26 protein-coding genes and 2 pseudogenes are annotated in these 24,990 nt (G+C 73.2%); 14 read left to right on the top strand and 14 right to left on the bottom strand.

Annotated elements, in window-relative coordinates; genetic code table 11:
• Window positions 1-103: 103 nt before the first annotated feature.
• From ACI1MP_RS00235 to ACI1MP_RS00225, 3 genes are all read left to right on the top strand, one after another.
• On the top strand, window positions 104-799 hold the full coding sequence (locus ACI1MP_RS00235; RefSeq protein WP_404867285.1) for a response regulator transcription factor: 696 nt from the start codon (window positions 104-106) through the stop codon (window positions 797-799).
• The gene (locus ACI1MP_RS00230) at window positions 789-2,378 is read left to right on the top strand and encodes a sensor histidine kinase (RefSeq protein ID WP_404867284.1); all 1,590 of its coding nucleotides are present in this window, start codon (window positions 789-791) and stop codon (window positions 2,376-2,378) included. The genes ACI1MP_RS00235 and ACI1MP_RS00230 overlap by 11 nt, the downstream gene beginning before the upstream one ends.
• 1,714 nt (window positions 2,379-4,092) lie before the next feature.
• Window positions 4,093-4,416: a hypothetical protein gene (locus tag ACI1MP_RS00225; RefSeq protein WP_380330391.1), complete on the top strand. Its 324-nt coding sequence runs from the start codon at window positions 4,093-4,095 to the stop codon at window positions 4,414-4,416.
• Window positions 4,417-4,951: 535 nt separating this feature from the next.
• On the opposite strand, the gene ACI1MP_RS00220 is transcribed toward ACI1MP_RS00225, so the two are convergent.
• Together ACI1MP_RS00220 and ACI1MP_RS00215 are read right to left on the bottom strand one after the other, a co-directional pair.
• A complete protein-coding gene (locus ACI1MP_RS00220) occupies window positions 4,952-5,344 on the bottom strand; it encodes a hypothetical protein (RefSeq protein WP_404867283.1) in 393 nt (130 codons plus the stop codon).
• A 118-nt stretch (window positions 5,345-5,462) separates the two neighbouring features.
• Window positions 5,463-5,630 (bottom strand): hypothetical protein, encoded by a 168-nt coding sequence (locus ACI1MP_RS00215; RefSeq protein WP_404867282.1) that lies wholly within the window; start codon window positions 5,628-5,630, stop codon window positions 5,463-5,465.
• Window positions 5,631-5,854: 224 nt separating this feature from the next.
• Between ACI1MP_RS00215 and ACI1MP_RS00210 the strand changes: the two genes are divergently transcribed.
• Complete coding sequence (locus ACI1MP_RS00210) at window positions 5,855-6,271, top strand: hypothetical protein (protein ID WP_404867281.1); 417 nt, start codon at window positions 5,855-5,857, stop codon at window positions 6,269-6,271.
• A gap of 141 nt (window positions 6,272-6,412) precedes the next feature.
• Here the strand turns inward: ACI1MP_RS00210 and ACI1MP_RS00205 are convergent, their stop codons facing one another.
• The 4 genes from ACI1MP_RS00205 to ACI1MP_RS00190 all read right to left on the bottom strand — a co-directional run bounded on the left by ACI1MP_RS00205 (window position 6,413) and on the right by ACI1MP_RS00190 (window position 8,428).
• Window positions 6,413-6,757, bottom strand: coding sequence for a hypothetical protein (locus ACI1MP_RS00205; protein WP_404867280.1), 345 nt, complete (start codon window positions 6,755-6,757; stop codon window positions 6,413-6,415).
• A 66-nt stretch (window positions 6,758-6,823) separates the two neighbouring features.
• Window positions 6,824-7,030 (bottom strand): hypothetical protein, encoded by a 207-nt coding sequence (locus tag ACI1MP_RS00200; protein WP_404867279.1) that lies wholly within the window; start codon window positions 7,028-7,030, stop codon window positions 6,824-6,826.
• Between the two features lie 29 nt (window positions 7,031-7,059).
• Window positions 7,060-7,707, bottom strand: a complete 648-nt coding sequence (locus ACI1MP_RS00195) for a hypothetical protein (protein ID WP_380330383.1) — start codon at window positions 7,705-7,707, stop codon at window positions 7,060-7,062.
• Between the two features lie 262 nt (window positions 7,708-7,969).
• On the bottom strand, window positions 7,970-8,428 hold the full coding sequence (locus tag ACI1MP_RS00190; RefSeq protein WP_404870741.1) for a low temperature requirement protein A: 459 nt from the start codon (window positions 8,426-8,428) through the stop codon (window positions 7,970-7,972).
• 429 nt (window positions 8,429-8,857) lie between these two features.
• Here ACI1MP_RS00190 and gndA point away from each other — a divergent pair, with 429 nt between their 5' ends.
• The 4 genes from gndA (at window position 8,858) to ACI1MP_RS00170 (ending at window position 13,085) form a co-directional block, all read left to right on the top strand.
• Window positions 8,858-10,309 carry an NADP-dependent phosphogluconate dehydrogenase gene (gene gndA / locus ACI1MP_RS00185; RefSeq protein WP_404867278.1) on the top strand — a complete coding sequence of 484 codons (1,452 nt, stop codon included), beginning with the start codon at window positions 8,858-8,860 and terminating at the stop codon, window positions 10,307-10,309.
• Between the two features lie 303 nt (window positions 10,310-10,612).
• Window positions 10,613-10,900, top strand: coding sequence for a DNA-binding protein (locus tag ACI1MP_RS00180; RefSeq protein WP_404867277.1), 288 nt, complete (start codon window positions 10,613-10,615; stop codon window positions 10,898-10,900).
• A gap of 440 nt (window positions 10,901-11,340) precedes the next feature.
• On the top strand, window positions 11,341-12,033 hold the full coding sequence (locus tag ACI1MP_RS00175; protein WP_404867276.1) for an RNA polymerase sigma factor: 693 nt from the start codon (window positions 11,341-11,343) through the stop codon (window positions 12,031-12,033).
• The gene (locus ACI1MP_RS00170; RefSeq protein WP_404867275.1) at window positions 12,030-13,085 is read left to right on the top strand and encodes a CU044_5270 family protein; all 1,056 of its coding nucleotides are present in this window, start codon (window positions 12,030-12,032) and stop codon (window positions 13,083-13,085) included. Before ACI1MP_RS00175 ends, ACI1MP_RS00170 begins: the two co-directional genes overlap by 4 nt.
• Window positions 13,086-13,755: 670 nt before the next feature.
• Here the strand turns inward: ACI1MP_RS00170 and ACI1MP_RS00165 are convergent.
• Window positions 13,756-14,706, bottom strand: a complete 951-nt coding sequence (locus tag ACI1MP_RS00165) for a LysR family transcriptional regulator (protein ID WP_380330368.1) — start codon at window positions 14,704-14,706, stop codon at window positions 13,756-13,758.
• A gap of 99 nt (window positions 14,707-14,805) precedes the next feature.
• On the opposite strand from ACI1MP_RS00165, the gene pcaD reads away from it, so the two are divergent.
• Complete coding sequence (gene pcaD / locus ACI1MP_RS00160) at window positions 14,806-15,612, top strand: 3-oxoadipate enol-lactonase (protein WP_380330365.1); 807 nt, start codon at window positions 14,806-14,808, stop codon at window positions 15,610-15,612.
• 455 nt (window positions 15,613-16,067) lie between these two features.
• Here the strand turns inward: pcaD and ACI1MP_RS00155 are convergent, their stop codons facing one another.
• Entirely contained in the window at window positions 16,068-16,466 is a 399-nt protein-coding gene (locus ACI1MP_RS00155) for a VOC family protein (protein ID WP_380330362.1), read from the bottom strand.
• Window positions 16,467-16,558: 92 nt separating this feature from the next.
• On the opposite strand from ACI1MP_RS00155, the gene ACI1MP_RS00150 reads away from it, so the two are divergent.
• The 4 genes and pseudogenes from ACI1MP_RS00150 to ACI1MP_RS00135 all read left to right on the top strand — a co-directional run.
• Complete coding sequence (locus ACI1MP_RS00150) at window positions 16,559-17,584, top strand: helix-turn-helix transcriptional regulator (RefSeq protein WP_404867274.1); 1,026 nt, start codon at window positions 16,559-16,561, stop codon at window positions 17,582-17,584.
• A 541-nt stretch (window positions 17,585-18,125) separates the two neighbouring features.
• Window positions 18,126-18,404, top strand: a pseudogene (locus tag ACI1MP_RS00145) (transposase); the annotation flags it as partial.
• Between the two features lie 241 nt (window positions 18,405-18,645).
• Window positions 18,646-18,876, top strand: coding sequence for a hypothetical protein (locus ACI1MP_RS00140; protein WP_404870882.1), 231 nt, complete (start codon window positions 18,646-18,648; stop codon window positions 18,874-18,876).
• A 254-nt stretch (window positions 18,877-19,130) separates the two neighbouring features.
• Window positions 19,131-19,247 (top strand): annotated as a pseudogene (locus ACI1MP_RS00135) (IS630 family transposase); the annotation flags it as partial.
• Between the two features lie 19 nt (window positions 19,248-19,266).
• Here the strand turns inward: ACI1MP_RS00135 and ACI1MP_RS00130 are convergent.
• From ACI1MP_RS00130 to ACI1MP_RS00105, 6 genes are all read right to left on the bottom strand, one after another.
• Complete coding sequence (locus ACI1MP_RS00130) at window positions 19,267-19,911, bottom strand: dihydrofolate reductase family protein (protein WP_404867273.1); 645 nt, start codon at window positions 19,909-19,911, stop codon at window positions 19,267-19,269.
• Between the two features lie 432 nt (window positions 19,912-20,343).
• A complete protein-coding gene (locus tag ACI1MP_RS00125) occupies window positions 20,344-20,931 on the bottom strand; it encodes a GNAT family N-acetyltransferase (RefSeq protein ID WP_404867272.1) in 588 nt (195 codons plus the stop codon).
• 300 nt (window positions 20,932-21,231) lie between these two features.
• Complete coding sequence (locus ACI1MP_RS00120; protein ID WP_404867271.1) at window positions 21,232-21,420, bottom strand: hypothetical protein; 189 nt, start codon at window positions 21,418-21,420, stop codon at window positions 21,232-21,234.
• On the bottom strand, window positions 21,417-22,538 hold the full coding sequence (locus tag ACI1MP_RS00115; protein ID WP_404867270.1) for a CHAP domain-containing protein: 1,122 nt from the start codon (window positions 22,536-22,538) through the stop codon (window positions 21,417-21,419). The genes ACI1MP_RS00120 and ACI1MP_RS00115 overlap by 4 nt, the downstream gene beginning before the upstream one ends.
• Window positions 22,539-22,560: 22 nt before the next feature.
• The gene (locus tag ACI1MP_RS00110; RefSeq protein WP_404867269.1) at window positions 22,561-22,758 is read right to left on the bottom strand and encodes a hypothetical protein; all 198 of its coding nucleotides are present in this window, start codon (window positions 22,756-22,758) and stop codon (window positions 22,561-22,563) included.
• A 24-nt stretch (window positions 22,759-22,782) separates the two neighbouring features.
• A complete protein-coding gene (locus tag ACI1MP_RS00105) occupies window positions 22,783-23,370 on the bottom strand; it encodes a Tat pathway signal protein (protein ID WP_404867268.1) in 588 nt (195 codons plus the stop codon).
• A 191-nt stretch (window positions 23,371-23,561) separates the two neighbouring features.
• Between ACI1MP_RS00105 and ACI1MP_RS00100 the strand changes: the two genes are divergently transcribed.
• Window positions 23,562-24,827 (top strand): hypothetical protein, encoded by a 1,266-nt coding sequence (locus ACI1MP_RS00100; protein WP_404867267.1) that lies wholly within the window; start codon window positions 23,562-23,564, stop codon window positions 24,825-24,827.
• The last annotated feature ends 163 nt before the right edge of the window (window positions 24,828-24,990 follow it).

Here is a 24,990-nt window from a genome sequence, read left to right as displayed (position 1 = left end):
TGAGCCGATTCTGAAAGAACCTGAGGATTTCTTCAGCCCGGAGAAAACCGGCACATCGGTCAGCGGTCCTTTTCGCGCCGCGGAATTGACCTACGCTGGCCCGGTGCGCCTACTCATGGTCGAGGACGAGGAAAGGCTGGCCCGGTCGCTCAGCCAGGGCCTGCGGGCCGAGGGCTACGCGGTGGACGTGGCCGCCGACGGCCCGACAGGCCTGGAGCTGGCCCGTTCCGCCAGGTACGACCTGGTGGTGCTCGACGTGATGCTGCCCGGCCTGAACGGCTTCCGGATCTGCCGCCGGCTGCGGGCCGAGGAGAACCCTGTGCCGATCCTGATGCTGACCGCGAAGAACGGCGAGTACGACGAGGCCGAGGCCCTCGACTGCGGGGCAGACGACTTCCTCGCCAAACCGTTCTCCTTCGTGGTGCTCACCGCCCGGCTGCGCGCCCTGCTGCGCCGCGGCGCGGCGGGCCGGCCCGCCGCGCTGGCCGTCGCCGACCTGCGGATCGACCCGGCGGCCCGCCGCTGCACCGTCGCCGACGGTGAACTGCGGCTCACCGCAAAGGAGTTCGGCGTCCTGGAGAGCCTGCTGCGCCGCCCCGACCAGGCCGTGCCGAAGACCGACATCCTGGACGCCGTCTGGGACTCGGCGTTCCGCGGCGACCTGAACATCGTCGAGGTGTACATCGCCGCGCTGCGCCGCAAACTCCACCGGGCCGGCGCGCACGCCCGGATCGACACCGTCCGCGGCATCGGCTACCGGCTCACCCCCCACACGCCGCCGCCCGCCGATGCCAGCTGACCGCCCGCGCCGGCAGCCCGCCCCCGGCGCGGGCCGGCAGCCTGCCCCCGTCCCGCGCCGGTGGCCCGCGCTCGGCGTCCGGGCCCGGGCCGCGGGGGCCGCACTGATCGCCTCCGCGCTGGCATTCGCCGTCGCCACGCCGCTGGTCGGCCACATCGTGCGGGTCCGCCTCGAGCACGCCGCCCTCGAACAGGGCTGGGCGGCGATCGCGGACCTCGAGGCGAGGGTCCGGGCCGGCGCCGGCGGCGGCGAGTTCCAGAATTACTCGTACGCGGTGCTCGCCCAGGACGGGCGGTGGCTGCGCTCCGCCAACCTGGAGGACCCCCGCGACACCGACCCCGCGCTCGGCCTGCCGACCCTGTCCCCGGACCAGTACGGCACCGACTCGCCGCACATGCTCGGCACCGACCTCGTCACCGTCCGCTACCCGAACGGCCGCGCGCCCCACTACCGGCTGCCCACCGCGGGGCCCCGCACCTACCGCTTCCTGCGCAAGCTCACCGAACCGGTGTCCGCCGCCCGCCTCGCCCAGCTCCCCCCGAACGGCCCCCGCGCCGACCCCGCGAACCTGCCCGACCAGCAGCTCCTCCTCTACGTGCTGATCGACCCGCTCACCGGCGACGAGACCGCCGCCACCCTCACCCGCGTGCTCGCGTACGACGTGGCCCCCGCCACGTCGCTGTTCGTCGCGCTGATCGCCTGGCTCGCCACCGGCCTCGCACTGCGCCCGGTCGAGTCGATCCGCCGCCAGATGGACGCGGTGCGCGGCGGCGCGTTCCACGAGCGCGTCCCCGTCCCCCGCGCCCGGGACGGCATCCACCGGCTGGCCCGCACCACCAACGACACCCTGGACCGGCTCCAGCACGCCCTCGACGAGCAGCGCCGCCTGGTCGCCGACGCCTCGCACGAGCTGCGCAGCCCGCTCGCCGCGCTGCGCAGTTCGCTGGAGGTGCCGCTCGCGCACCCGGCGGCCGCCGACTGGCCGACGGTGGTCCGCGGCGCGCTCACCGACGCCGAGCGGCTCCAGGACCTCGCCGACGACCTGCTGCTGCTGGCCCGCGCCGAACGCGACACCGACCGCCCCGGCGACACCGCCGGCGCCGGCGCCGGTGCCGGTGCCGGTGCCGTCGACACTGTCGACCTGCACGACCTGATCGCCGAACAGCTCGCCGAACGGCAGTACGGCGGACGGCAGTTGACGTACGAGAGCGAGCTCGACGAGGCGATGCTGACGGGCCGTGAGATGCTGCCGGCCCGCCTGGTGCGCAACCTGCTGGACAACGCCGCCCGGCACGCGGACGGCCGGGTCGCCGTCACGCTCGCCGTCGCGGACGGCTGGGCGCGGCTGACCGTCGAGGACGACGGCCCGGGCATCCCCGCCGCCGACCGGGAACGGGTCTTCGAACGGTTCGTCCGCCTGGACGACGCCCGCGACCGGCACACCGGCGGCGCGGGCCTCGGCCTGGCCCTGGTGCGCACCATCGCCCACAGCCTCGGCGGCACGGCCGCCGCCGAGCCGCCCGGTCGCCTGCCCGGCGCGCGGCTGGTGGTCCGACTGCCGACCGCGAACAGCTCCTGACCGCGAACGGCCCCCGACTGCACGGAAGCCGGCCGGGCCGCCGCCCCGGCCCCGGCCCGCACACCCCATCCGGAACCCCGGCCGCGTCCACCCCGACCCCGCCCGCGTCCACCCCGGCCCCGCCCGCGTCCACCCCGACCCCGCCCGCCTTCACCGCGGTCCCGGCCGCCTTCACCCCGGCTGCGCCCGCTCCGGTCCGGCGGCCCGGTCCCGCCGCCTCTGCCGTCGGTGGAGGTGCCGCCGGCGGCGAGTGCCCCGCAACTCCGGCGTCGGCGGTTTTGAGTGCTGCGGACGCCTACGGGACATGACGCCGCCGCGGTACGCCGCCACCGGCGTGCGGCAGAAGCGGTCCGCCTGTTGACCGCCGGTCGTCGGCCTTCCCGGGCCCGGTGCTGCCGGTGGACCGGAAGGCCGAGCCATGGACGACGACGGTTGGGCCGGCTGGCTGGCCGGAGCGGTGGGCCGGTGCGGGCTGCGACGTGCGGGCGGCCGCGGGCGCGATCCCGCGGGAGGTCACGGACGGGTTCAGGCACGACGACGTCCCCTGGCAGGGGTTCGGGCACTCCTGGGGCCCGGGCGAGGACGTCCCCGGCCTCCTCGCGACACCCGGCCCCGGAAGCGCCGAACCCGCGGACGGGGCCTTGCGGCAGCTCCGGACGAATCCTCACCACCGGGGCGGCACGATCGCGGTGGGGGCACTGGCAGTGCCGTTCCTGCTCCGGATCGCGACGGCCGGGCGCCCCGAACTCCGTGCCCGGACCCTTCGCCCGGTCGCCGAGGTCGGCCGGTGCCGGCACACGGGGGACGGATCGCGGGAGGGCCTGCTCCGGGTCGCCGAGGAGCTGCCGGTGGTCGAGGGCGGCACGATGTGCCCGGTGGACCGGACGATCCAGGCCGCCCGCCGGGCCGTCACGGACGACCCGCACCTCCTGCTCCCGCTCCTCGCCGACCCCGACTCCGAGGTCCGCTCCGCGACCGCCCGCGTCCTGGCGGCGGCGACCGGCGAGCTCTCACGCGTCTTCTCGGCCCTGCAGCCCAGGCCGACAACGGAAGACGATGCGGCAGTCCGGACGAGTCCGGCCCTGGCGGTCGCCCGACTCGCCCGCGAACACCGGGACGACCGCGCCCCCGAGTGGGCCCGGGACCTCCGGTCGGATCCCGGACGGCCGCCCGAGGCCCGCATCGGCGCCGGCCCGGCTGTGCCCGGTCGCCGGCCCCGCCCCCCCGGCGAGCTCCGCGTCCTCCTTGCCGAACCCGGCACCCGCCGGTGCGACGACCTGTTCCGGCCGGTGCCCCGGCTGACCCGGACCGACTCCACCGGTTTCGGGCTGCGCGGCTGCATCGACGACATGTTCGCGGCGAACACCCCCGCGAGGATGCTCGACGGCCCCGGGGATGCAGGACCGTCACGGCAAGAGCCTGCGACAGCCGGCTGGTCCTCGACCTGGCCCGCGCCCGGGTCGAGCGGCTGCGCCTCGGCCGAGGGCGCCGACCGAGGGCCGTCGGCCGCGAGCGCCGCCGCGGCCGCGCGGTCCACGGCCGGAGGCCTCCCGCGCGGGGCACGTGTCCCGTCAGCGGGCCCCGCCGGGTCCGCAAGCTGTCCGGAACCGGTCCGTGCACTTTCCTCTCCTTCGTAGCCACACCGGTCCGGGCGCTCGTAGCGTTTGCGTCGGACAGCGGGGCGGCTCGCCCCGCGCAACGGGAGGGGAACTCGATGCCTCTGCTCACACGGGGGACCACCACGGGCATCACGGGCCTTCGCGCCCTCGCCATCGGGGCGACCGCGATCGCCGCGAGCCTCGCACTGTCCGCAGGACCGGCTTCCGCCCACGTCGGCAACTACCCGACGTACAGCTGGGACAGCTACAAGTGGAGCGCGAACGTGCTGGTTGACTACGGCCAGTCCCGGGCGGTGACGCAGTGCTCCAACAACAGGATCTACTACGGCGGCTGGGTCGGACAGGGGTACTGGGCCTTCGGCTGGAACTGCGCCGACTACGGCGCGACCCTTGTCGACTTCTGGATCGAGAACCGCTGACGCGCGGGCCCTTCGACGGCCGCAGCCCCTGGCGCGCGGACCGAACACCGGAGCCCGGCCTGAAACGCGGCGGCGTCCGCGAGCGACAGGGCGCGGACGCCGCCGCGTTCCACGACGTCCCGCCGCCCGGCCGCGCCAGCAGTCCGGATCCGTCACTGCGCACCCGGAGGAGCGGGTCTCACTCTCGACTGCCAACGGGCGACATCAATCGGTGGCCGGTGCGCAGACCCGCCTTCACCTGGTGCCGGGGGCGGCCGGGTGACCGACAGATCCGGGTTCGGTCGCAGGCCGCGGCCGGGAACCCGTACGGGTGGGCGTGCGCCCGACCGCCGAAGGGGCCTCTGGTCAGGTGCCTGCGGTGAGCGCCTTTCGCATCATTCGCAATACCGTCTGCACATCACTGCCTCGGGCAGGTCGCAGCCATGAGCCGGACGATCGATTCCGAGGGATGCCCGCGGAGGGTGTGGGGCAGGCGACGGCCGGAGCCACCGCGAGACAGGCTTCCGGCCGTGGCCGTCGAGGCGGCAGCGGCCGGTCAGGCGTCGGGGTCGACTTCGGGGCACGTGAACCGTACGGGTCTGCCCAGTGACCGGGCGTAGGCGATCTCGGCCCGGGTGCTGTCTCCGATGTAGTCGCCGACCACGAGCACTTCGTCGGCGAGCCGGATCTTCGCCCGGTGCAGGTCGTCGAGTCGAGCCTTGAGCGCCTCGGCCCCGGCAGGGTCGGACCGGAGTCCTCCGTGCGGCGATTTCAGGTCGCAGCCCGGTTTGACGACAATCCTCCCGGCCACGGTCTCCCGCAGATCGGCCTCGGCCATCTCGGTCATGAAGCGGGTGGAGCCGCAGATCACGACGACACGCGGGAGGCCCAACAGCTTCTTCGCGTCGGCGAGCCTCTCCTCGGGGGTGAGCGGTCGCGGAGAGGACATCGGTTCCTCCTGGTGGTGCGGTCCAAGGGATGCGTGCGCTGCGCCCGGCCGAGCGGCAGGAACCGGGCGCCGGCGCGTCGGTGGTGGCCCGTGGTGGCGTTGATGCCGAACGCAGCGATCAGGATGCGGTGGAGCATGTGCTGCCCGTAGGCGGCCAGCAGCGCCGGCAGCGGGCGCTCGCCGGCACCGCCGCCAGGATTTCCGGGGCATCGTCATTGTTCTTGACAACGGCCTCCAACGCGGCCAGTGCCCGCAGATGCTCATCGTCGGTCAGCTCGATGTCCATGGCCGCAGAGTAGAACAACGCCCGGAACACGCGCCGGAGTTCGCCACGAAACCACCTGCCGGACAGAAGAGGCAGTCAGACTCCGCCGAGACGAGTCGGCCGACGATCCGTCTCGGCGAAGTTCGACCGGCCCGTACTGGTTCGACACGGGTCACGGCCGGTCCTGTCGGTGGTGGTGGCTAGCCTGCGGCGAAGCCGAAAGACAGCGGTCGAGGGGGCCTGTGGTGGGTAGCGACGAGTGGACGATGACCGGGCCGTACCGGGAGGATTTCGAAGCGGCGTTCCGGCAGGCCCAGAGCCAGGAACTGGCGAGGGACGACCGCGGTTTTCCGGGCCGCGGCATCGTCGAGTTGTGGCGGGACGAGGCGTGGCAGGAGTACATCGCGACCGGGGGCACCGGTACGGTGCTCGACTTCTACGAGCTGGCCGCCACCGAGGACGACTGCCCTTTCGTGATGCGCCCCCTGGCCGAGGAGGAGGTCCGCGCCTGGGCCCCCGACGGCCGTCCGACCCGCGAGCAGTGGAACACGGCGCTGCGCCGGCTGCTCGACCCGCTCGGACCGGGGGAGGGCCGGTGCACAGTGCTGTACCGCGATGGGGATGCAGTCGAGATCGGCTACTGGGGATGCACTGCGGACTGACCGCCCTCGGAGCAGATGACCGGTCGGCGCCGGTCAGGCCCGGTGGAAGCGGATCAGTGGTGGGTGTTCCACCGCGTCCGGGTCGGTCCTGGGGTCGTAGGCGGCCAGGCGGGCTGCGCGGACCCGTTCGGCGATCCGCTGCTATTCCCGGTGGTCCGCCTCGGCGGTGAGGACCGACCGGTCGAAGGTCGGGTCCTCCAGGGCCAGGCCCCGGACATGGTGGAGCTGTTCCAGCGCCTTGGCCGCTGCTTGGTCGATCTCGGTCGGCGTCATGCCGTCGGCGTTCCGGCACACCAGCGCGCGGTGGAAGTGGCCGGTGTCGGGGTGGAGTTCCAGGCGCTCGTCCTGGGGGCGCAGCCAGCGGGCCGGGATGGTGTGGGCGACTGTGCCGGGGAACGCGATGGCGTTCCCGTCCGCGTCGGTGCCGACCTGGTAGCCGCGGGCCTGTGAGGCGCTGCAACGATTGCGTCCCGTCGCGCTTCTCACGGCGGGGCACACCCGTGATCGGAAGAGCAAACCCTCGTCCGACACCGACGCCACCCGATACCGGACCTACCCCACCGTCGACCTCGGCACCACCGTCACTTCGGTCCCCGAAGCACCCGCAGCCGGCTCGGGCGCGATGTGCACCATTGCGTCCGCGACGGTGACACGCACGTTGTTCGGATCCTTCAGCGACGAGGACGCGTTGTTCGAGTCCGGCGCGACGGCTGCGGTGAGACACAGGTCGGTGACGACGTGCCAGGTGAGGTCACTCACCGACAGGGCCTTCGGATTCGATGGGAGGCCTACGGGCAGGCCTCGCCGAACTTGACGACCTTCAACATCACCGGCTGCCCGTTCAACGCCGCACCCGCCGCCGGGTCCTGTACGCACACCTGCCAGTTCGACTCCACCACCACCATCCGGGACTGCAGCGCGTCCTTCGACGACAGCGAGACGTTCCTCGGCAGCATGTCCCGCACCGCAGCCACCGACTTTCCCTTCACGTCAGGCATCGACGACCCTGCTTGCGGCGTCGCTGCGCCCTGGTCCGCAGCGGGGCACTGCTCGTCGAGCTTCACCGCCGCCATGTCGACGGTCGTGCTCGTCGGCAGTCGCCCGGCCGCCGGGTTCTGCCCGCACACCTTCCAGTCGCGGTCGAGGATCTGGGAGCGCGAACGGCCGAGGGCGTCGTGGGACTTGAGGGCGTAGAACCCGGCGGATTGGGCCTTGTCCTGGGCGGCTTGCAGGCCCATGCCGACGAAGTTCGGCAACTCGGCGGTCTTCGCGCCGGCCGCGGATGTCGGCGCGCCGGTCTGCGCCGCGGGCGGGGGCGCTGCGGTGGGCGGGACCGAGGAGCTTCCTGCAGTGGTGGTGGGCGTGGGGTTGCAGGCGGCCAGGGCGGCGGCCGCGAGGAGCACTGCTGCGGTGGTGGTTCGGCGCACGTTCAACATCCCTCGGAGGGTGGCTGGTTGTCTGCTGGACCGTAGCGGTGGTGGGGGAGTGGTGTGGGCCGTGTGTCCGGACCGTGACCGATCGGTTGGTTCGGCACACGGTGGGGACGTCGATCGGGGCGGCGGAGATCGTCGCGCCGAGGGTAAGGACGGTCTCGCCCAGTTGCAGGGTGACGAACAGCCGGGTCCGCTCCGTCCTGTGCTCGGCGTCGAAGGCGGGTATCCGGGGGGCGAGGAGGCTTCCCGGCAGCGGGTGGGCGAGCTACGCGCCGAGCATGTCGAGGGTCGCGGCGGCGGCCCACCAGGCCGGCCGCGGCCCGGAGACGGCGGTTCGCGCGGTCACCCGGCGGTAGTGGCGGCGCAGGACGGCCGTCAGTGCGGTCGCGGCGGCCGTGACGTCGGTCAGGAGCGGGACGGTGGCCGGCGGGACGGCGAAGGCCCAGGGCCGGTCGGCGAACGCGTGGGGGATCCGGGCGTCGGTGTACAGCCCCGGGCCCGTCACCGTCAGTACCAGCCATCGTGTCCGGGGGAGTCCCACGTTCAGGAACGTGGCGTCGAAGCTGGTGAGGGCCCAGCGGCTGAGCACGGCCACGAGCGTCACGGCCGTCTCGGCCGCCCCGCGCCGGGAGAGCTTCGCGAGCAGGTGCTCGGCGAGCCGGCCGACGGCGAAGACGAAGACGAGGTCGAAGAAGAGCTCCGGCGGGGAGACACTGCGGCGCAGGACGGCTTGAACGGCTCGCGGGGCGTGTCGTCCCGCGCTCCCGGGACGCGGGGGCGGCTCGGCATGGCTTCACGGTCCGACGGCATCGGGTGGGGTGCAATCACGGTCCTTGCTGTGCGCGGTCCCCGCCGGGAGCCGCTGCGGCGGGGCCGCCGCCGACGTGAACCCGCTCGCACCGCACTGCACCCCACCGCCGCACCGCATCGCACCGCAGCGTCCGCACTGCACCGCATCCCACCGCTGCACTGCAGTGTCCGCGCTCCGGTGCGGAGTCGTTCGGGCGGGCCAGTTCCCCGCGCGCGCCCGCCCCGGGTGGCACACCCTGGTTCCGGCCGCCCGGAACGCTCGCAGGGAGCTCCGGGCGCGTGCGGCGGGACCGCGGAAGCGTCGGGTCCGGGCGTCGCAATCCCGAGAGAGGAAGCAGCCGTCATGGAGGCATCCGCACAGATCGGCGTGACGGGGCTGGCGGTGATGGGCCGCAACCTGGCCCGGAACCTCGCCCGCAACGGCTACACGGTCGCGGTGCACAACCGCACCCCGGCGCGGACGAAGGCGTTGGTCGAGGAGTTCGGCCACGAGGGCGCGTTCGTCCCGGCGGGGACGCCGCAGGAGTTCGTGGCGGCGCTGGAGCGGCCCCGCAGGCTGCTGGTGATGGTGAAGGCCGGCGCGGCCACGGATGAGGTGATCGAGGAGTTCGCCGCGCTGCTGGAGCCCGGCGACATGATCGTCGACGGCGGCAACGCCCACTTCGCCGACACCCGCCGCCGCGAGCGGGCCCTGCGCGAGCGCGGCATCCACTTCGTCGGCAGCGGCGTCTCGGGCGGGGAGGAGGGCGCGCTGAACGGGCCGTCGATCATGCCGGGCGGCTCCGCCGAGTCCTACCGGGTCCTCGGGCCGATGCTGGAGAGGATCAGCGCCCACGTGGACGGTGAGCCGTGCTGCACCCACATCGGCACCGACGGGGCCGGCCATTTCGTGAAGATGGTGCACAACGGCATCGAGTACGCCGACATGCAGCTCATCTCCGAGGCCTACCACCTGCTGCGGGAGGTCGGCGGCCACAGTCCGGCCGAGATCGCCGGGATCTTCCGGCGCTGGAACGGGGGCCGCCTGGAGTCCTACCTGATCGGGATCACCGCCGAGGTGCTCGCCCACACCGACGCCGCCACCGGCAGGCCCTTCGTCGACATCGTCCGGGACGCCGCCGAGCAGAAGGGCACCGGACGCTGGACCGTGCAGAGCGCCCTCGACCTCGGCTCCCCGGTCACCGCCATCGCCCAGGCCACCTTCGCCCGGGTCGCCTCCGCCCGGACCGGACTGCGCGACGCCTACCGGCCGCTCGCCGCGCGGAGCGCGGACGTGGTGCCGCACGAGCTCGGACACGGCGTCCTCGACATCGAGAAGGCCCTCTACGCGTCCAAGGTCATCGCCTACGACCAGGGCTGGACCATGATCCGCGACGCGGCTGCCGAGTACGGCTGGGACATCGACCTGGGGGCGGTGGCGAAGATCTGGCGCGGCGGCTGCATCATCCGCGCCGCGTTCCTCGACCGCATCCGCGCCGCCCACGCCGCCGAGCCCGGCCTGGTCAGCCTCCTCGCCGAGGAGCGGTTCGCTGCCGAGATCGCCGACGCCCTGCCGTCCTGGCGCTCGGTCGTCGCCACCGCCACCCTCCGCGGCGTCCCGGTGCCCGCGTTCTCCGCCGCGCTCGCCCACTACGACACCCTGCGCAGCGAGCGCCTGCCCGCCGCGCTGATCCAGGGCCAGCGCGACTTCTTCGGCGCCCACACCTACCACCGCACCGACCGCGACGGCAGCTATCACACGCGCTGGGCGGAGCCGGGCCGGCCCGAGGTCCGCACCGACACCGGGGCCGCGTAGCCGGACACGACGGCCGGCCGGAAACGGCCCGCCCCGCCGCCGGCGGGCCGTCACCACCCGCCGAGGACAGGCGCCCTGGGATGCGGATCGACCTCACCGGACGGACCTCACCGGACGGAGCGCGCCGGACGGACCCGCGCCGGTCACCGGATCGACGGTGGGAATCGGCGCGGCGGCGGCCCGGGCCCTTGGCGGCCGCCGGGGCCGACGTCGTGGTCAACGGCCGCAGCGCGGACCGCGCCACTCCCGCCTTCTGTGCGGGCTTCGGTGCGAACCCCGTGGGCCGTCGAGGACAATGCCTGCGTGAAGACCTGGATGGACGGCCTCCCGCAGATACCCTTCGCCTACCGTGCTCTCCCGGAGGGCGGCGAGTGGATGACCCGGGAGGACGCGGCCTCCTGCCTGGGGGTCGGGGAGTTCCGTCTCAACGCGCTGACGCACAACACCCACCGGATTGACATGGTCCGTACCGCCGACAAGAAACTGGCCGTCAATCGCGTCAGCGTGGAAGCGGAGAAGCGCTGGCGCGCCACCGCTCCCCGCCGGCGCAGAGTCCTGCGCCTGCTCAAGGACACCGCTCTTTCGTTCTGACGCCCCCTCTCGACCGGCACACGTCTCCGGGGGCGGCCGGGCGGCCGAACCCGTCTGCCGCACGCCCAGGACCTCCCGTCGGAGGTCACCGGCCGCCCGTCCCCGACAGACGGCCCTGACCATGTGCCAGACAGCCCTGGCCGTGCACCAGACAGTTCTGACCGTGCGTCAGGCGGCCCTGCCCGGCGGCGGAGGAACCGCTCGACCGGCGGCGGAGGAACCGTCCCCGGCTGCCGCACCGGCCGGTCGCGACGCCGGTCCGCCGACCCGCGAGCCGGACCTCGCCGGCCCCGTCGGCGAGTGCCCCCCGCGTGACGCAGTGGCGCAGTGGCGGCCTGCGGGATCCGGGCCCTCGGGTCGAGCCCCGCACCCACCCCCACCGGTTTCGACCGGTGATCTGAGTCACGGGAACCGGTGTTCCTGCTCGGACGAGGCAAGGCGTGAACCATCCGCACTCCCGGCTGCGCGCCGGGAACCCCGGAGCGTTCCGCGACCTGTTCCGGGACCACTCCTCCCTGGTGTACCGCCACGCCGTGCGCGTGACCGGGAACTGGGCCCTGGCCGAGGACGTCGTCTCGCTGACCCTCCTGGAAGCCTGGCGCCTGCGCGGGAAGCTCCGCGACGAGGGCGACAGCCCGCGCCCCTGGCTGATGGGCATCGCCGTGAACGTGCTGCGCAACACGACCCGCGCGAGCTCGCCGCCACGGCGCGGCCATGTCCCGCCCGCCGCCACGGCGCGGCCATGTCCCGCCCGCCGCCACGGCGCGGCCATGTCCCGCCTGCCTGCCGCCGACGCGGTCCCCGACTTCGCGGACGAACTCGTCGGCCGCATGGCCGGCTCCGAGGAGCTCGCGGCCGCCCGCAAGGCCCTGGCGCGCCTGCGGCGCCCGGAACGCGAAGTCTTCGCGCTGTGCGTCTGGTCCGGGCTCGGCTACGCCGAAGCGGCAGCCACCCTCGGCGTGCCCGTCGGCACCGTGCGCTCGCGCCTGTCCCGCGTACGCACCCGACTGCGCAGACTCGCGGACGAGGAACTGCGCGCCGCGAAGAAGAACACGGAACCCCACCCGCCCCCCGGACAAACACAGGGCAGCCGCGACACCGCGGCCCGGCCGCACAAGGAGACGCACCGATGATCCGCAACCCGCGGCGGCGCAACGAACCGCTCGACCACGCGGAACTGGCCCGCCTCCCGCCCGCGCCGGCCGACCCCCGCCTGGCGGCCGACCGCCGGCGCCTGCTCGAGGAGCACCTGATGAACGAGATCCACCGGTCCGACCCCACCCCCGCCCCCGCCCCGGTGCGGCGCCCGCTGCGCCGTGCCGCCCTGATCGCGGCGCCGGTCGCCGCGGCCGCGGCCCTCGCCGTGGTCGTCTCGCCGGGCGCCTCGCCCGACACCGCGACGGTGGCGGCCCCGCGGCTGGTCAAGGCGCCCGTGGTGCAGATCGAGGAGGGGAGCGCCGTCAAGGTCACCTCGACGGTGCGCGAGCTCGCCGCCGCCGCGACGGCGAGCACCACGCCCCGGCCGGGACCGGGCCAGTACATCTACATCAAGAGCCGGGTCTCCTTCATGGCCTCCAGCTTCAACGGGGACACGGGGGAGTCCGCCACCTGGGTCCAGCCGCTGCACGACCGCGAGGTGTGGAGGTCCCCCGACGGCACCAGGGGCTGGCTGGACGAGCCGGGCTACCAGGCCAAGGGCGGCATCGCGCTGGGCAGCGGCGATCCCCTGAAGCAGCAGACCTACACGTGGCTCGCGGCCCAGCCCGCCGACCCCGACGCGCTGCTGAAGTTCGCCTACTCGACGGCGGGCGGCACCCGGGACCGCGACCAGCAGGCGTTCAACGAGATCGGCTCCATCATCCGCGAGCAGCTCGTGCCCTCCGGCCTCGCCGGCGCGCTCTACGAGGCGGCCGGAAGGATCCCGGGCGTCGTGGTGGTCGAGCACGCGCAGGACGCCTCCGACCGCGACGGGATCGCGCTGGCGCGCCTGGACCCGCAGACCGGCGAGCGGTCGGAGTGGATCTTCGACCGGGAGAGCCGCCAGTACCTCGGCAGCCGCGGGGTGCAGGTCCGGGAGGTCAACGGCGTCAAGCCCGGTACCGTCGTGGAACGCACGGCCATCGTCACCCGCGCGGTCGTCGACGCCGACAAGCAGCACCCCGGGGCCGGCCGGGCCAATGCCTGACTCCCCTCGCGCCGGCCGGGGCCGCAGCCCCGGCCGGTGCCGGTCGGCGATCCGGTGCGGCCAAGGCCGGCAGACACGGCGGGCCTTCCCCGCCGGTCGGGGCGGACCGGGCCCGGCCGGCCGCACGCACGTCGTGGGACGGCCCCCGGACACCCGCCCTCGGGCGGGCCGCCGCGCCGGCCCATGACGGCGCACGGCGCCGCACGCACCGCCGGCACCGGGCCCGGCGGACGAGCCGCCGGCCTCGGGCCTTCGTGCCCGCGGTCGTCGGGCTCAGGGACGGTCGATCGGATTCCGGCGGTATCGCCCGGCGAGTCGGGAACGCCGCGATGACGTCGGAACACGGCGATGACGTCGGAACACGGCGGGGACCCCGGACGGCGAAGGACGCCACTGGCCGTCGCCCACCACCGGTCGGTGGAGGTCCACGGCCGACGCACCTCCACCGACCGGGAGACGTCGGCACGGCCTCCGCGGCACGCGGACCCGCCGCCCCGGGGCTGCCGTCCGGGCGGCCGCCGGTCCTGCCGCGGGAATCCCGGCCGGGGGAGGCGGCGGCTCCTGCCGTCACCACCCGGGTCGGACCCGCCGTGTCGCAGGTGCCGTGTCGCAGGTGTCGACGGGCCTCGGTCCCGGTGGTACGACATCGATGGTCGCCGGCGGCGCGGGTTCAACCCGAGGAACGTGCCGGCGCCGCTTTCGTCCTGGGCATGCGGCCCAGCGCCGGCCGCAGTACCGGTGCGTGGCGGGCCAGGAAGTCCCACAGCTGATCGGCGACCGGGCCGTGCGGCCGGTCGCGCAGGCGCGCTGCCGAGAGTTCTTCGACCACGCCGGGGAAGTGCCGTCCGGTGATGGGGAGCAGGCTTCCGTCGCGCAACTCCGGCTCGATCATGAATCGCGGCAGGTGCCCCCATGCCATGCCGTGCAGGATCAGCTCCTTCTTCATGAGGTGGTCCGGCACGGAACACCGGGGCGCGCCCTCGACCAGGAAGTGGCCCTGCTCGGACGGGTGCCGCGCCGAATCCCGGACGATGCACTGGGTGAGGGCCTGCATCCGCTGCGGCGTGATGTCGGTGTCCGGGGGGAAGGGCAGGAAACCGGGCGCGACCACGGGCACCAGCGCGACGCGGCCGAGGTCGACCCACTCCATCCGCACGTCGCTCCTGGGAACGCGGTGCACGATGAGATCGGCCTCGTTCTCCAGCAGCCGCTCCCAGGGGCCGGTCACCGTTTCGAACTGCAGGTGCAGTCGCGTCTGCGGGTGCTGCGCGAAGAAGCGGCCGAGCAGTGCCAGTACCGGCGGCAGCGGGCAGAGGTCCCCGAGCACCACGCGTAGCTCGGCCTCTTCGCCCATCGCCAACTGCGCGGCGTAGAGGCGGAGTTCCTCGCCCTCGTGCAACAGGAGGCGCACCTTGCGGTGAAAGGCCTGCCCCGTCCCGGTGAGCCGCACCCGGTAGCCCGAGCGATCCAGCAGGGTCAGGCCCAACTGGCGCTCCAGCTTGCCCACTGCTGCGAAGACCGACGGATGCGAGCGGTGCAGCCGTTCGGCGGCGGCCTGGAAGCCGCCCTCGCTCACGACGGCGTCGAAGCACTGCAACTCATGGAGCGTGAAGTTCGACATTGTCCAGGCAACCTACAGTCCTCTGTCGATCTTTGTCATGGAAATCTGCGGGTGGCGTTCCTAGGCTGGGCACACAGCCGCTGGACCACTGGAGCCGACATGACCTCCCAGACCCGTACCGCCGTCACCACCGGTGACGGAGTCCGCCTCGCCCACCGCTTCGACGGCGACGAGAGCAAGCCGGTGCTGCTGCTCTCGAACTCCATCGGAACCGACCTCCACATGTGGGACGGCCAGGTGCCGGCCCTCACCGAGCACTTCCGGGTGCTGCGCTACGACGCACGCGGCCACGGCGCCTCGGACGTCCCGAGCGGCCCGTACTCACTGGACCGGCTGGGGCGCGACGCGGTGGAACTGCTGGACGCACTGGGCCTGCAGCGGGTGCACGTGCTGGGCCTGTCCCTCGGCGGAATCGTGGCGCAGTGGCTGGCGATCCACGTTCCGGAGCGCGTCGACCGCCTCGTGCTCTCCAACACCGCCGCGCACCTCGGCCCGGCGAGCCGGTGGGACCGTCCCATCGCCGAACTGCTGGAGGCCCCCGACATGCGGGCCACCGCGGAGATGTTCCTCCGCAACTGGTTCCCGGCCGCCATGCTGGAAGAGGGCGACGAGACCGTCGAGGGCTTCCGCCGCACACTGCTCGCCACGCGGCGCGAGGGCGTGGCCGGGAGCTGGGCCGCGGTACGCGACTCCGATCTCCGCCGCACAGCTGCGCTCATCGCCAGCCCGACACTGGTCATCGCGGGCGAGCACGACACCGTCACCTCCGCCGCCCACGGAGAAGAGCTCGCCGCCACCGTCCCGGGCGCGCGGTTCACCGTCCTGCCCACGGTGCACCTGGCGAACGTCGAACGGCCGGCGGAATTCCTGGACGCCGTGGTGACCTTCCTCCGCGAACGGCCCTGACGACCCCTGCAACGCCGCCTCCGGCCGGCGCCGCCGGCGACGGCCCCCGTGCAGATGCAGGTCCGCCCGCACGGGGACGCCGCCGCACCGGTCGGGCCGCCGTCGGCGGCCGGGACGGAGCCGCCGCGGAGTGGGCCCCGCCCCGGCCGGCAGATCCGCCCGGACCGGCCCGGCCCGGCGCGTGCCACGGACCGGCCCTGCCCTCACTCGCGGCCCGCCGATGCGATCGCCGCGACGAAGCCCGGCGCACCCCTCGCCACCCCTCCTGGCCGAAGGAGCCGGCGCAGCTGACGCACCGTCCGGCCGGCCCGGCCGTCCTGCCCGGCCCGGCCGGGGCCCCGCGGCGGCGTTGCCGGACCCGGCGGTCGCGCCCACCGGGAGCCCCGGAGCCCCGGATCCCCGGAGCCCCGGATCCCCGGATCCCCGGGGCTCCCGCGTGAGGGCTGCGCGCGGCGTCAGCGCGCGAACTTCTCGACGGCTTCCGGGGTGACAGGGGTGAAGAAGTTGACGAGATTGCCGTCCGGGTCGCGCAGCAGCAGCGACCGGTTGCCCCAGGGCATCGTGGTGGGCCCGTTGACGAAATCGGTGACGAAACCGGTCAGGTCCCGGTGGACACGGTCCACGTCGTCGACGAGGAACTCGGTGATCACGCTGTGGTTGTCCGCCGGGCGGGCGGAGCCCGGGGCGAACAGCGCGACGGTGCGGGCGCCGGCGATCGCGAGAGTCGCGCCCGCGGTCGTGAGCTCGGCGAAGTCCTCGGTGGCCCACACGGCCCGCACCCCCGTGGCCCGCTCGTAGAAGTCGACGAGTCGCGCGACGTCGCCGGTGATGACGCGGATCGAGACGAAGTTCATGGAAATCTCCTTGGCCGTGCTGAGGCGTGCACGTCGCAGGCTAGGAGAAATAGTGGACAGAACCGGTCCGGTATTCGCGTTAGGCTGCGGACATGCCCCGACCCGCCGGCCGCGTGCTGACGCTCCTGGAACTGCTGCAGTCGGGCGGCACCCGCACGACGGCCGAGCTCGCCGACCGCCTCGGCGTCGAAGGCCGCACCGTACGGCGGTACGTGGACCAGCTGATCGACCTGGACGTGCCCGTGGAATCGGTGCGCGGCCGCTACGGCGGGTACCGGCTGGCGCCCGGCTACCGCCTTCCTCCGCTCATGCTCAGCGACGACGAGGCGCTGGCCGTGCTGCTCGGCCTGGCCGCCGGCCGTCGGGCGGGACTCGCCGCGGCGGAGCGCACGGCGAGCGAGACGGCGTCGGCGAAGATCCGGCGGGTGCTTCCCCGGCGCACCGCCCACCGCCTCGACATGCTGCTGGAAGCCCTCGCCTTCACGGACCGGCCCGGCGAGCCGGACCACCCGGACGCCGGGATCCTCCTCACCGTCGCCGACGCGGTGCGCCACCGCCGACCCGTCTCCGTCCGCTACACCGACCGCGACGGACGGCACAGCGAACGCACGCTGCACCCGTACGGGATCGTCGCCCACGCCGGCCGGTGGTACGTGACCGGCCAGGACGCCCGGATCGGCGAGGACCGGACCCTGCGCCTGGACCGCATCGCGGCCGCGAGGACCCTGCCCGGCTCGTTCGAAGCACCGGCCGGTCCGGATCCGGCACAGCGCGTGCTGTCGGGATTCGCCACGGCCGCGTACCGGCACGAGGTGACCCTGCGGATCCACGGCACAGCCGAGCAGATCCGCGCGCACCTCCCCGCCGGCGTCGCGAGCCTGGAGGACCACGAGCCCGCGGCCGGCCAGGACCCGGCTGCCGAGCGCTGGCTGCGCGTCGGGATCCGGGCCCAGCGACTCGACTGGGTGGCGCGGACACTGGCCCTGCTCGACCGGCCCTTCGTCATCGAGCGCCCCGACGAACTGCGCGACCTCGTCACCGCGCTCGCCGACCGCCTCGCGTCCCGCGCCCGCCAACCCGACCACGCGCCCGCCGCGCAGCACCACGCAGCCCACTGAAGCGGCCGGCCGACAGACGGCCCCGGCTCCGGTGCCGGCCGCGCGGACACACGGCGGACCCCGCGCGCCATCAGTGAGACATGCACCCCGCTACCAGATCGAGTGACCACATTCAGAGATCTGGGACGACGTCATCAGCGAACTCGACTCCGACTACGGCGCCTACCAGTACGTCTCCCACGTCGGCCTCGGCGCCTGACACCGTACCCGCCAGATCGCTGCTCGGCCGGCCGGCCCCGGCACGAGCCCGCCGCCGAGGAAGGTCGGGCGCTCGGCCCGAGCAGATCGCCTACCGTCACCGGCCCCTCCTCCACGCCCGCCCGACGGCTGCCGCAGTGTTCGGTACGGGACGGCCGGCGGCCAGGCCGACGAACTGCTCACTGCCCGCGTTCCGACCCGGCCGGATCACGCGCACCGAAGACCAGTCGCTCACCCCCCGCCAAGCCGCCGATCCCGCCGGTCGTCCCTCGGATCGGCTGATCCCGGGTTCGCCCATTGCCCGCCTCATGAGCTCGTAACAGGATCTTGCGGTTGTGGGCTGGTGGGCCGTGTCCGGCGTGACGATTCGCCCATTGGTGACGGTGTGAGTGCGCCGTGGACGGTCGACGACGAGCTGTGGTCCCTGATCGAGCCAGTGCTGCCACCCTGGCCGGAGCGGTCGCCGGGGCCTCGGCCGGTGGATGACCGGCTGTGTCCGCAGGGCATCCTGTTCGTGCTCTTCACGGGCATCACCTGGCAGCAGCTGCCGCCGGAGCCGGGCTTCGGATCCGGGCAGACCTGCTGGCGCCGGCCGTGCCGGTGGACGGAGGCCGGTGTCTTCGGCCAGGTCCACCGCATACTGCTCGCCGAGCTGAATGCGGCCGGGCGGATCGACTGGACGCGCGCCCGTGCGGACGCGTCCCACGTCCGCACGAAAAGGGGGGGTGTCGGGGTTGGCCCGTCGTCGGTCGACCGCGGTAAGCCGGGCAGCAAGCACCACCCGATCTGCGACGGCAGCGGCACTCCGCAGGGGTTAACGGCGTGTCGGAGCCGATGCTGTCCGGTGCTCCCATGCGTTCGGTGTGCGGGGGCGAGCTGCCGCCGCGCAAGGGCACGGGCCGGCGGCCGAAGTACTGGTCGACCGGGTCGAGCACGGCCTGCCCGGCGGCGACGGCTGGGTCGCCGTCCACGACGGGTTCTTCCTCGGCGACCCGGTCACCGAGCACGCCGCCCTGCACACCACCCCGGAACTGGCCGCCCGCATCATCCACCACGCCCACGTCCATGACCTCCGAGCGGTCCGGGACGCGTAGCGCGCCGGGCGCGCCGGACAGCGACGACCCCCCGGCCCCGCGTACGGCACCGGCCCGCGGGCGCCGCCCGCCTGCGACTTCTGCTCACGCCCCGGGGCGATCGTCTACTTCTCCACCGCCGAGGTCGTGCTGCGGTTCGACGACTTCGACCGGGAGTCCGGCGACCGCTTCTACGCCTGCCCGACCTGCCGCCAACTCGTCGACGCCGGCGACTGGCCCGGCCCGACCGCCTATGCCCACCTCGGCCCCCGCGGCGTAACACCAACGCCCGCCGCCTCGATGCCCTGGCGGCCCAGCGCAAGGAGCGGGCCCGCATCCGCAGCGAGAAGGGCATCCGGTGGGGCGGACGCCCTCTCGCAGTCGCAGCCTGAACTTGAGTGGGCCCTTGCGTCACCTTCGCCAGAACAGGTGGTGCGTCACGCCGCTCGGGCTGGGCACGACCTCCTGGTGGAACCGGTCGAGCAGCTCATCGGGGGACTCCCAGAGCCGTAGTCCGGACCCGAGCTCTACCGGTGAGACCGCCACATGCATGGTGTCGACCAGGTCGGCATCAAGGAACTGCCGGATGGTGGTGACCCCGCCGCCGAGTCGAACGTCCTTGCCCTGCGCGGCTTCCCGTGCCCGTTCGAGGACCGTGGCCGGGTCGCCGCCGACGAAGTGGAACGTGGTGTCGGAGAGCGTGAGCGGCGGACGCTCGTGGTGAGTCATGACGAACACCGGAGTGCGGAATGGCGGCTCGTCACCCCACCAGCCGCGCCACTCATGGTCCTGCCAGGGCCCTCGCTGGGGCCCGAACTTGTTGCGGCCCATGATCTCGGCACCGATGTTGCGCGCGAAGTCCCGCGTGAAGTAGTCGTCGAGGCCTCGGCTCCCCCCGGGATCCGTGCGCATGGGCCAGCTCGCCGTGGCTCCGGCCCAGGCGAACAGCCTCTCGGGACGGTCATGGCCGAACGGCCGCTCGAGACTCTGGTGCTCACCGGCACCGATTCCGTCACTCGCGACGTTGAAGTTCATGACTCTCAGCAGTTGGTCCACGTGTTTCCTCGTCAGGTCCTGTCGCGTCATCGTGGGGCGAGGCGCCGCACATCATGGCGTCGAACCTGATGTGGCCGGATCGACATCGGCCGGCAACTTTTTTCCAAGGCGCGTCAGGAAGCGGCCCGCCGGCGGTGTCGCCATGGCGGACGCGGACAGCATCGAAGCGGCCGCGGTGGCCACCGCGACCACTCGCATGCGTCGCAACGGACGTCACCGCCCAACCAACCGTCACAATCGCCACCCGGCGAACCGACGCCTGAGCCCACCCCGGCCGCCTGCCCCCTGCCCATGCCGCTGTACGGCCTGCTGACGACCGATCAGAACCCTGGCCGACTCCCCGGCTTCCCGGCCCGCCACGGGGCCTGGATGCCCTTGGTCCCTCTCGCGTGCGCCTGCTTACGAGGTGGACCCCTGCGGTTTGTGCGTCCGTCAGGAGCTGGGGCCGGTCGGTGCGGGGGACCTGCTCTGGAGGTCTTGCGGTACGAGGGAGAACAGGACGAGGTCGACTCGGCCGGCATGTACGAAGCCGGCGTTGCGCAGGACGCCTTCGCGGTGCAGGCCGGCCCGGAGCGCGACTTTCCGGGAAGCGGTGTTCTCGGTGGCGGCCAGCAGTTCCATGCGCTGGAACGCCTGGTCCGTCAGCAGCCACTCTCCCAGCACCCGGGTGGCCTCGGCGGCGATCCCGCGCCCCCTCGCCCAGGGCGCCACCCAGTAGCCGACCTCGCTCACGCGCGCCCGCCAGTCGGTCTTCTTCAGCCCGACGGTGCCCATCAACCGGTCTGTGGAGGCGTCGGCGATCGCGAAGTGGAGGCCGTCACCGGACTCGCGCAGGGCATGTGCGACCTCGGTGCACCAGGCCGTCGCGTCCTCACGCGTGTAGGGCCGGGGCAGAGGGAGCCACCGCTGGGTGAGCTCGTCCGAGCAAGCAGCCCGGGTGTCGTCGATGTCGCCGCTGGTGAATGGACGAAGCGTCAGCCGGCTCGTTTGCATCACCGTCTCGGGGAAGATGCCCGACATGCCCGTCTCCATTCGCAACCCGTCGTCGCGGCCGGGCCGACGGTAACAGGAGACCGCCGGCCGTCAGGTGATGCCCCCTGCGCTTGATCGGCAGCGGACGGCCGCCAGAGACACCCGGGCTCCTCCTCACCACACGGTCCCCGGTCTCCTCCAACTCTCGACCATGACTGTTCGATGCCGTGACCTGTGTAAATGGCATCAGGACGTTAAGACATCAGGTACTGATTCGGGCGAGGCGTGGGGTGACGGCGGCGGGGCCGCCACCGGCGTTCTGGTGGCGGCCCCGGGTGCATGGGTGGGTCAGCGGATGCTGTCGGGCTGGGCGGAGAGCAGGACCTGGGTCCAGCCGGTGGTGTCGACGGGGTCGTCGGCGTAGCCGTCGAGGTCGGTGCCGCTGCCGTCGGTCGGGTCGGCGTCGAGGTAGCGGTGCAGGGCGCCGCCGTTGTGGCCGTACAGGATTCCGCCGCCGGGGGAGAGCAGGTGGGTCATCGCGCCCCAGGTGGTGGCGCGCAGCTGGTATGGGTCCAGTCGTCGGCGCCGCGGATGCGGTAGCTGAGGAGTTCGCCGTCGCTGGTGGTGCTGGCGATCCAGCCGGGCGCGGTCGACGTCAGGGTGTTGAGGGTGAAGCCGGACCCGATGACCGTGTTGGCGGTGATCGCGGCGGCGGTGGGCTTGGTGGCGGTGAGGGTGTAGCGGTGCAGGACGCCGCCGGCGATGCCGTACAGGTAGGTGGATCCGTCGTAGGCGAGCAGGTCGTGGGTCCAGCCGGAGCCCAGGGCGACGGGGGTCTCGAAGCCGAGGGAGGTGTTGTTGGTGACGATGTCGACGCGGTAGAGCTGCCCGCTGGTGGAGGTGACCAGCAGGGTGTTGAAGTCGAGGGTCGCCATCGCCTTCGGGGTGAAGCCGAGCGGCGTGGTGGACACCACGGTCTTGATGCGGTCGCCGGTGGCGGCGTCGATCGCGGAGTAGGTCAGGCGGCCGTCCGCGAGGATCCCGTAGACGGACGCGGTGCCGCTGACGGTGCCGCTGCCGGCGTTGGGGGGCGTGACGTAGCCGGAGATGTTCAGGCCGCTGGAGGTGTTGGTGGCGGTGGCGGGGTCGATGTGGGAGCGGCGGGTCACCTTGTTGCTGTAGTTGCCCTCGATGGTGGTGATCGTGCTGTCGGAGTTCACCGACTCGACGATGCCCATGTGGCCGCCCGAGACGTTGGCGGGCGTGCCGTAGACGACGATGTCACCGGGCTGTGGGCTGCCGCCGCCGTTGGAGCGGTACTTGAACAGGCCGTGGTCCACGCCCCACTGGCCCACCCCGCGGGCGACCAGGGTGGTGGGAACGGGGGAGACGCCGGCCTTGTTCCACACCCACTCGGCGAACGCGGCGCACCAGGCAGTGCTGCTGCAGTCGATGTTGTACTTGTCGCAGCCGGACGGCTCGGAGACGCCGACTTCCGCCTGCGCGACGGCCACGATGCCGGGCCTGGTGGCGGCGGACGCGGCGGGGGCGGGGCCGAAGGCGGCGAAGCCGGTGAGCATCAGCGCTGCGGCGAGCAGGGGGAGGATCCTGCGGGCGTGGCGGGCAGGGCCCGCATCGTGGCTGGTCAAGCTCATGGTCATGGATTCCTTGTCTCGGTCAGGGTGTTCGGGTGGGAGAAGGAGAAGGAGAAGGTCGGAAGGCCAGCAGCGGGTGCGGGCCCAGGTGCACCGCCCGGTCGAGCAGCAGCAGATCCTGGCCGTCGGCCCCAAGAGCGCTACCCGCGACCGCGGCCGCCGTGCCGACGGCCTGGACGTCGAGTTCACCGAGCCGGGGACTTCGATGTCTGACGGCCATCGGCCTTCGGCGGTCCGCGGCGGCTCAGTACGGCTTGGGCGCTTCCCAGCCTCGGCCGAACTTCGTCAGTCCGGTCGTGAAGTAGAACGTCGGCGCCTGGTTACTGCTCGGAGGCAGGTTGCTGTACGTGAAGGAGCGGCTGTACGTCCGGAGGATGTCGACGGCACCGGTGAGGCAGTTGTTGTCGAGCACGTCGTAAGGGGTGGGGGCCAGAGCCTTGTACATGCGCTGGGCGGCAGCGATGTCACCGGTGGCCGTGTTCTGGCACCTGGAGTACTCGTATTTGGTCGCGGAGAGGACCTTGCTGGCTCGCATCTGCTTCCAGGTGCCGCCACCGATGCCGGCCCCCATCGAGAACGGTGCCGTCAGCCTGGGTCCGTCGAAGGAACCCCAGATCCAGTGGTCGGCCCGCATGGGGTCCTTGACGGTCCATGCGACGTGCCCCGCCTTGGCGAATCCAAGGTCGACGCCGTCCTTGTCGAGGAAGAGACACGCCCGACCGGTGGTCGCAGCGTGGGCCTCCGCCGGCAGAACGGCGGGGGCCGCAGCGCCCAGCACTGCGGCCAGCGCAGCGAGCGCGGTGCGGTACTTGTAGGCGATAGATCGGATCATAGTGTCCTTCTCCTCCGTGGGGTGAAACCCCGCCTTGCGGTGCGTCTGTCGCACCGTCAAGGCCGAGCTTCGTCAGAGGCGGGGAGGGCGGTGAAGGGCCTTCGGAGGGTGGAGAATTCCACTGGAATTTCCACCGCCGCGACCAGTGCTTTCACCGTTCCAGTGGAAAATCAGGAGGGGTCACGAACACCGTGGGAACCGATGACAGCAGGGCTTTCGCCGACGCCGTGCTGGCCCTCGCTCAGGACATGGACGACTGGGTGGAGTGCGTCAGGGCCGGCTTCACGGCGAAGAATCGCAACGCCGCGTGGCTCGTCCGCGAGCTGGGGGGAAGCCCCGCGAGGGTCAACGCCTGGATGAAGGGCCGCGGGGCCCTCCGGACGACCCGGGCGCTGCCCACGGCCGAGCAGACCCGGACGATCGCCGCCCTGCTGCAGCTGACCGGGCGGGACGCGGAGCAGTTCCTCCGGCTCGGCAACCGCATCGGCCACGCCTACAGCGAGCTGATCAAGATCACCGACTGGAAGCAGAAGGCGGCGGAGGTCCTGTCCGGCGGCGCGGCCCCCCGGCCCGCCCCGGCCCGGCCGGCGGCCGCGGACCTCGCTCCCGCTCCTCGCCAAGGGCCCGCGGAGACTGCCCGGGCCGAACCGACCGATGCACAGCCCCCGTCGCCGTCCCCGTCCCCCGAGTCCGTGGCGGAGCCCGCTCCCGCAGCGGACGCCGCGAGCCCCGTTCCTGACGTACCGGCAGGCCATTCGCCAGTGCCCAGCCCGGTGGAGCCGGTTCACGCACGGTTCCCGGCTGCTCCCGCGCCGGCCCCGCCGCTCGATCCCGTCCCGGCCGCGACGGCCTCCCGGCCGCGGCAGGAGCAGCGGCCGGCGGGCAGGCGGTCCGGGAAACGGTTCGGCGTCGCTGCGGCGGTCGCCGTGGCCGTGGCCGTGGCGGTGGCCTCGGTCTGGTACGTCGTCGCCCCGGACGCCGAGTCCGCCGAGACCCCTCCGGCCTCCGCGGGCGGCCCGGCCGCGTCGTCGGCGCCCGGCGGCGCCGGGCAGGCCGCACCGCCGACCGGGCCGTCCGAGGCCGGGTTCGACGAGACGTGCCGGGGACCGGCGCTGGGCTTCACGCCCCACACCGTGCTGGACGTCTGCTACCGCAGGTCCGGCGACGACATCTACATGGTCGGCTATGTCCAGGCGGACCGGTCCACGCCCGTCGACCTCTACCTGTGGCTCAAGGACGGCACCGGCACCACCGCCCTCTACCCGGCTGACAAGGCCGTCGCCTGGACCGCCCTCACCGCCGGTCCGGCCCAGATCCGCAAGGAGGCCCGGATCGCCATGCGCCTGACCCCCGGCACGAAGTACAGCATCTGCATCCAGGCCTACCCGGCCGGGAGCCCCGCCCCGAACATCAAAAACCCCAAGGTCGACGGCCTCCAGGTCGCGCTCAACTATTGACCGCCCGCCGGGCCGGGCCGGCGGGCCCCCGCTCGCCGCCCAGCCCGCCGGGGTCCGCCGCACCCGCCTCCCACCGGCCCTCCGGGGCCGGGACGGTCCCGACCAGGACGGCCCCGGCGGCCCGGACCAATTCCCTCCCGAAACCCCTGCGCGGAAGTGAAGT

Source organism: Kitasatospora griseola (assembly GCF_044999035.1).
In the GTDB taxonomy this organism is placed as follows: Bacteria; Actinomycetota; Actinomycetes; order Streptomycetales; family Streptomycetaceae; genus Kitasatospora; species Kitasatospora griseola.
The sequence above is the reverse complement of the archived record's forward strand: the minus strand, read 5'-3'. Positions and strand labels throughout refer to the sequence as shown.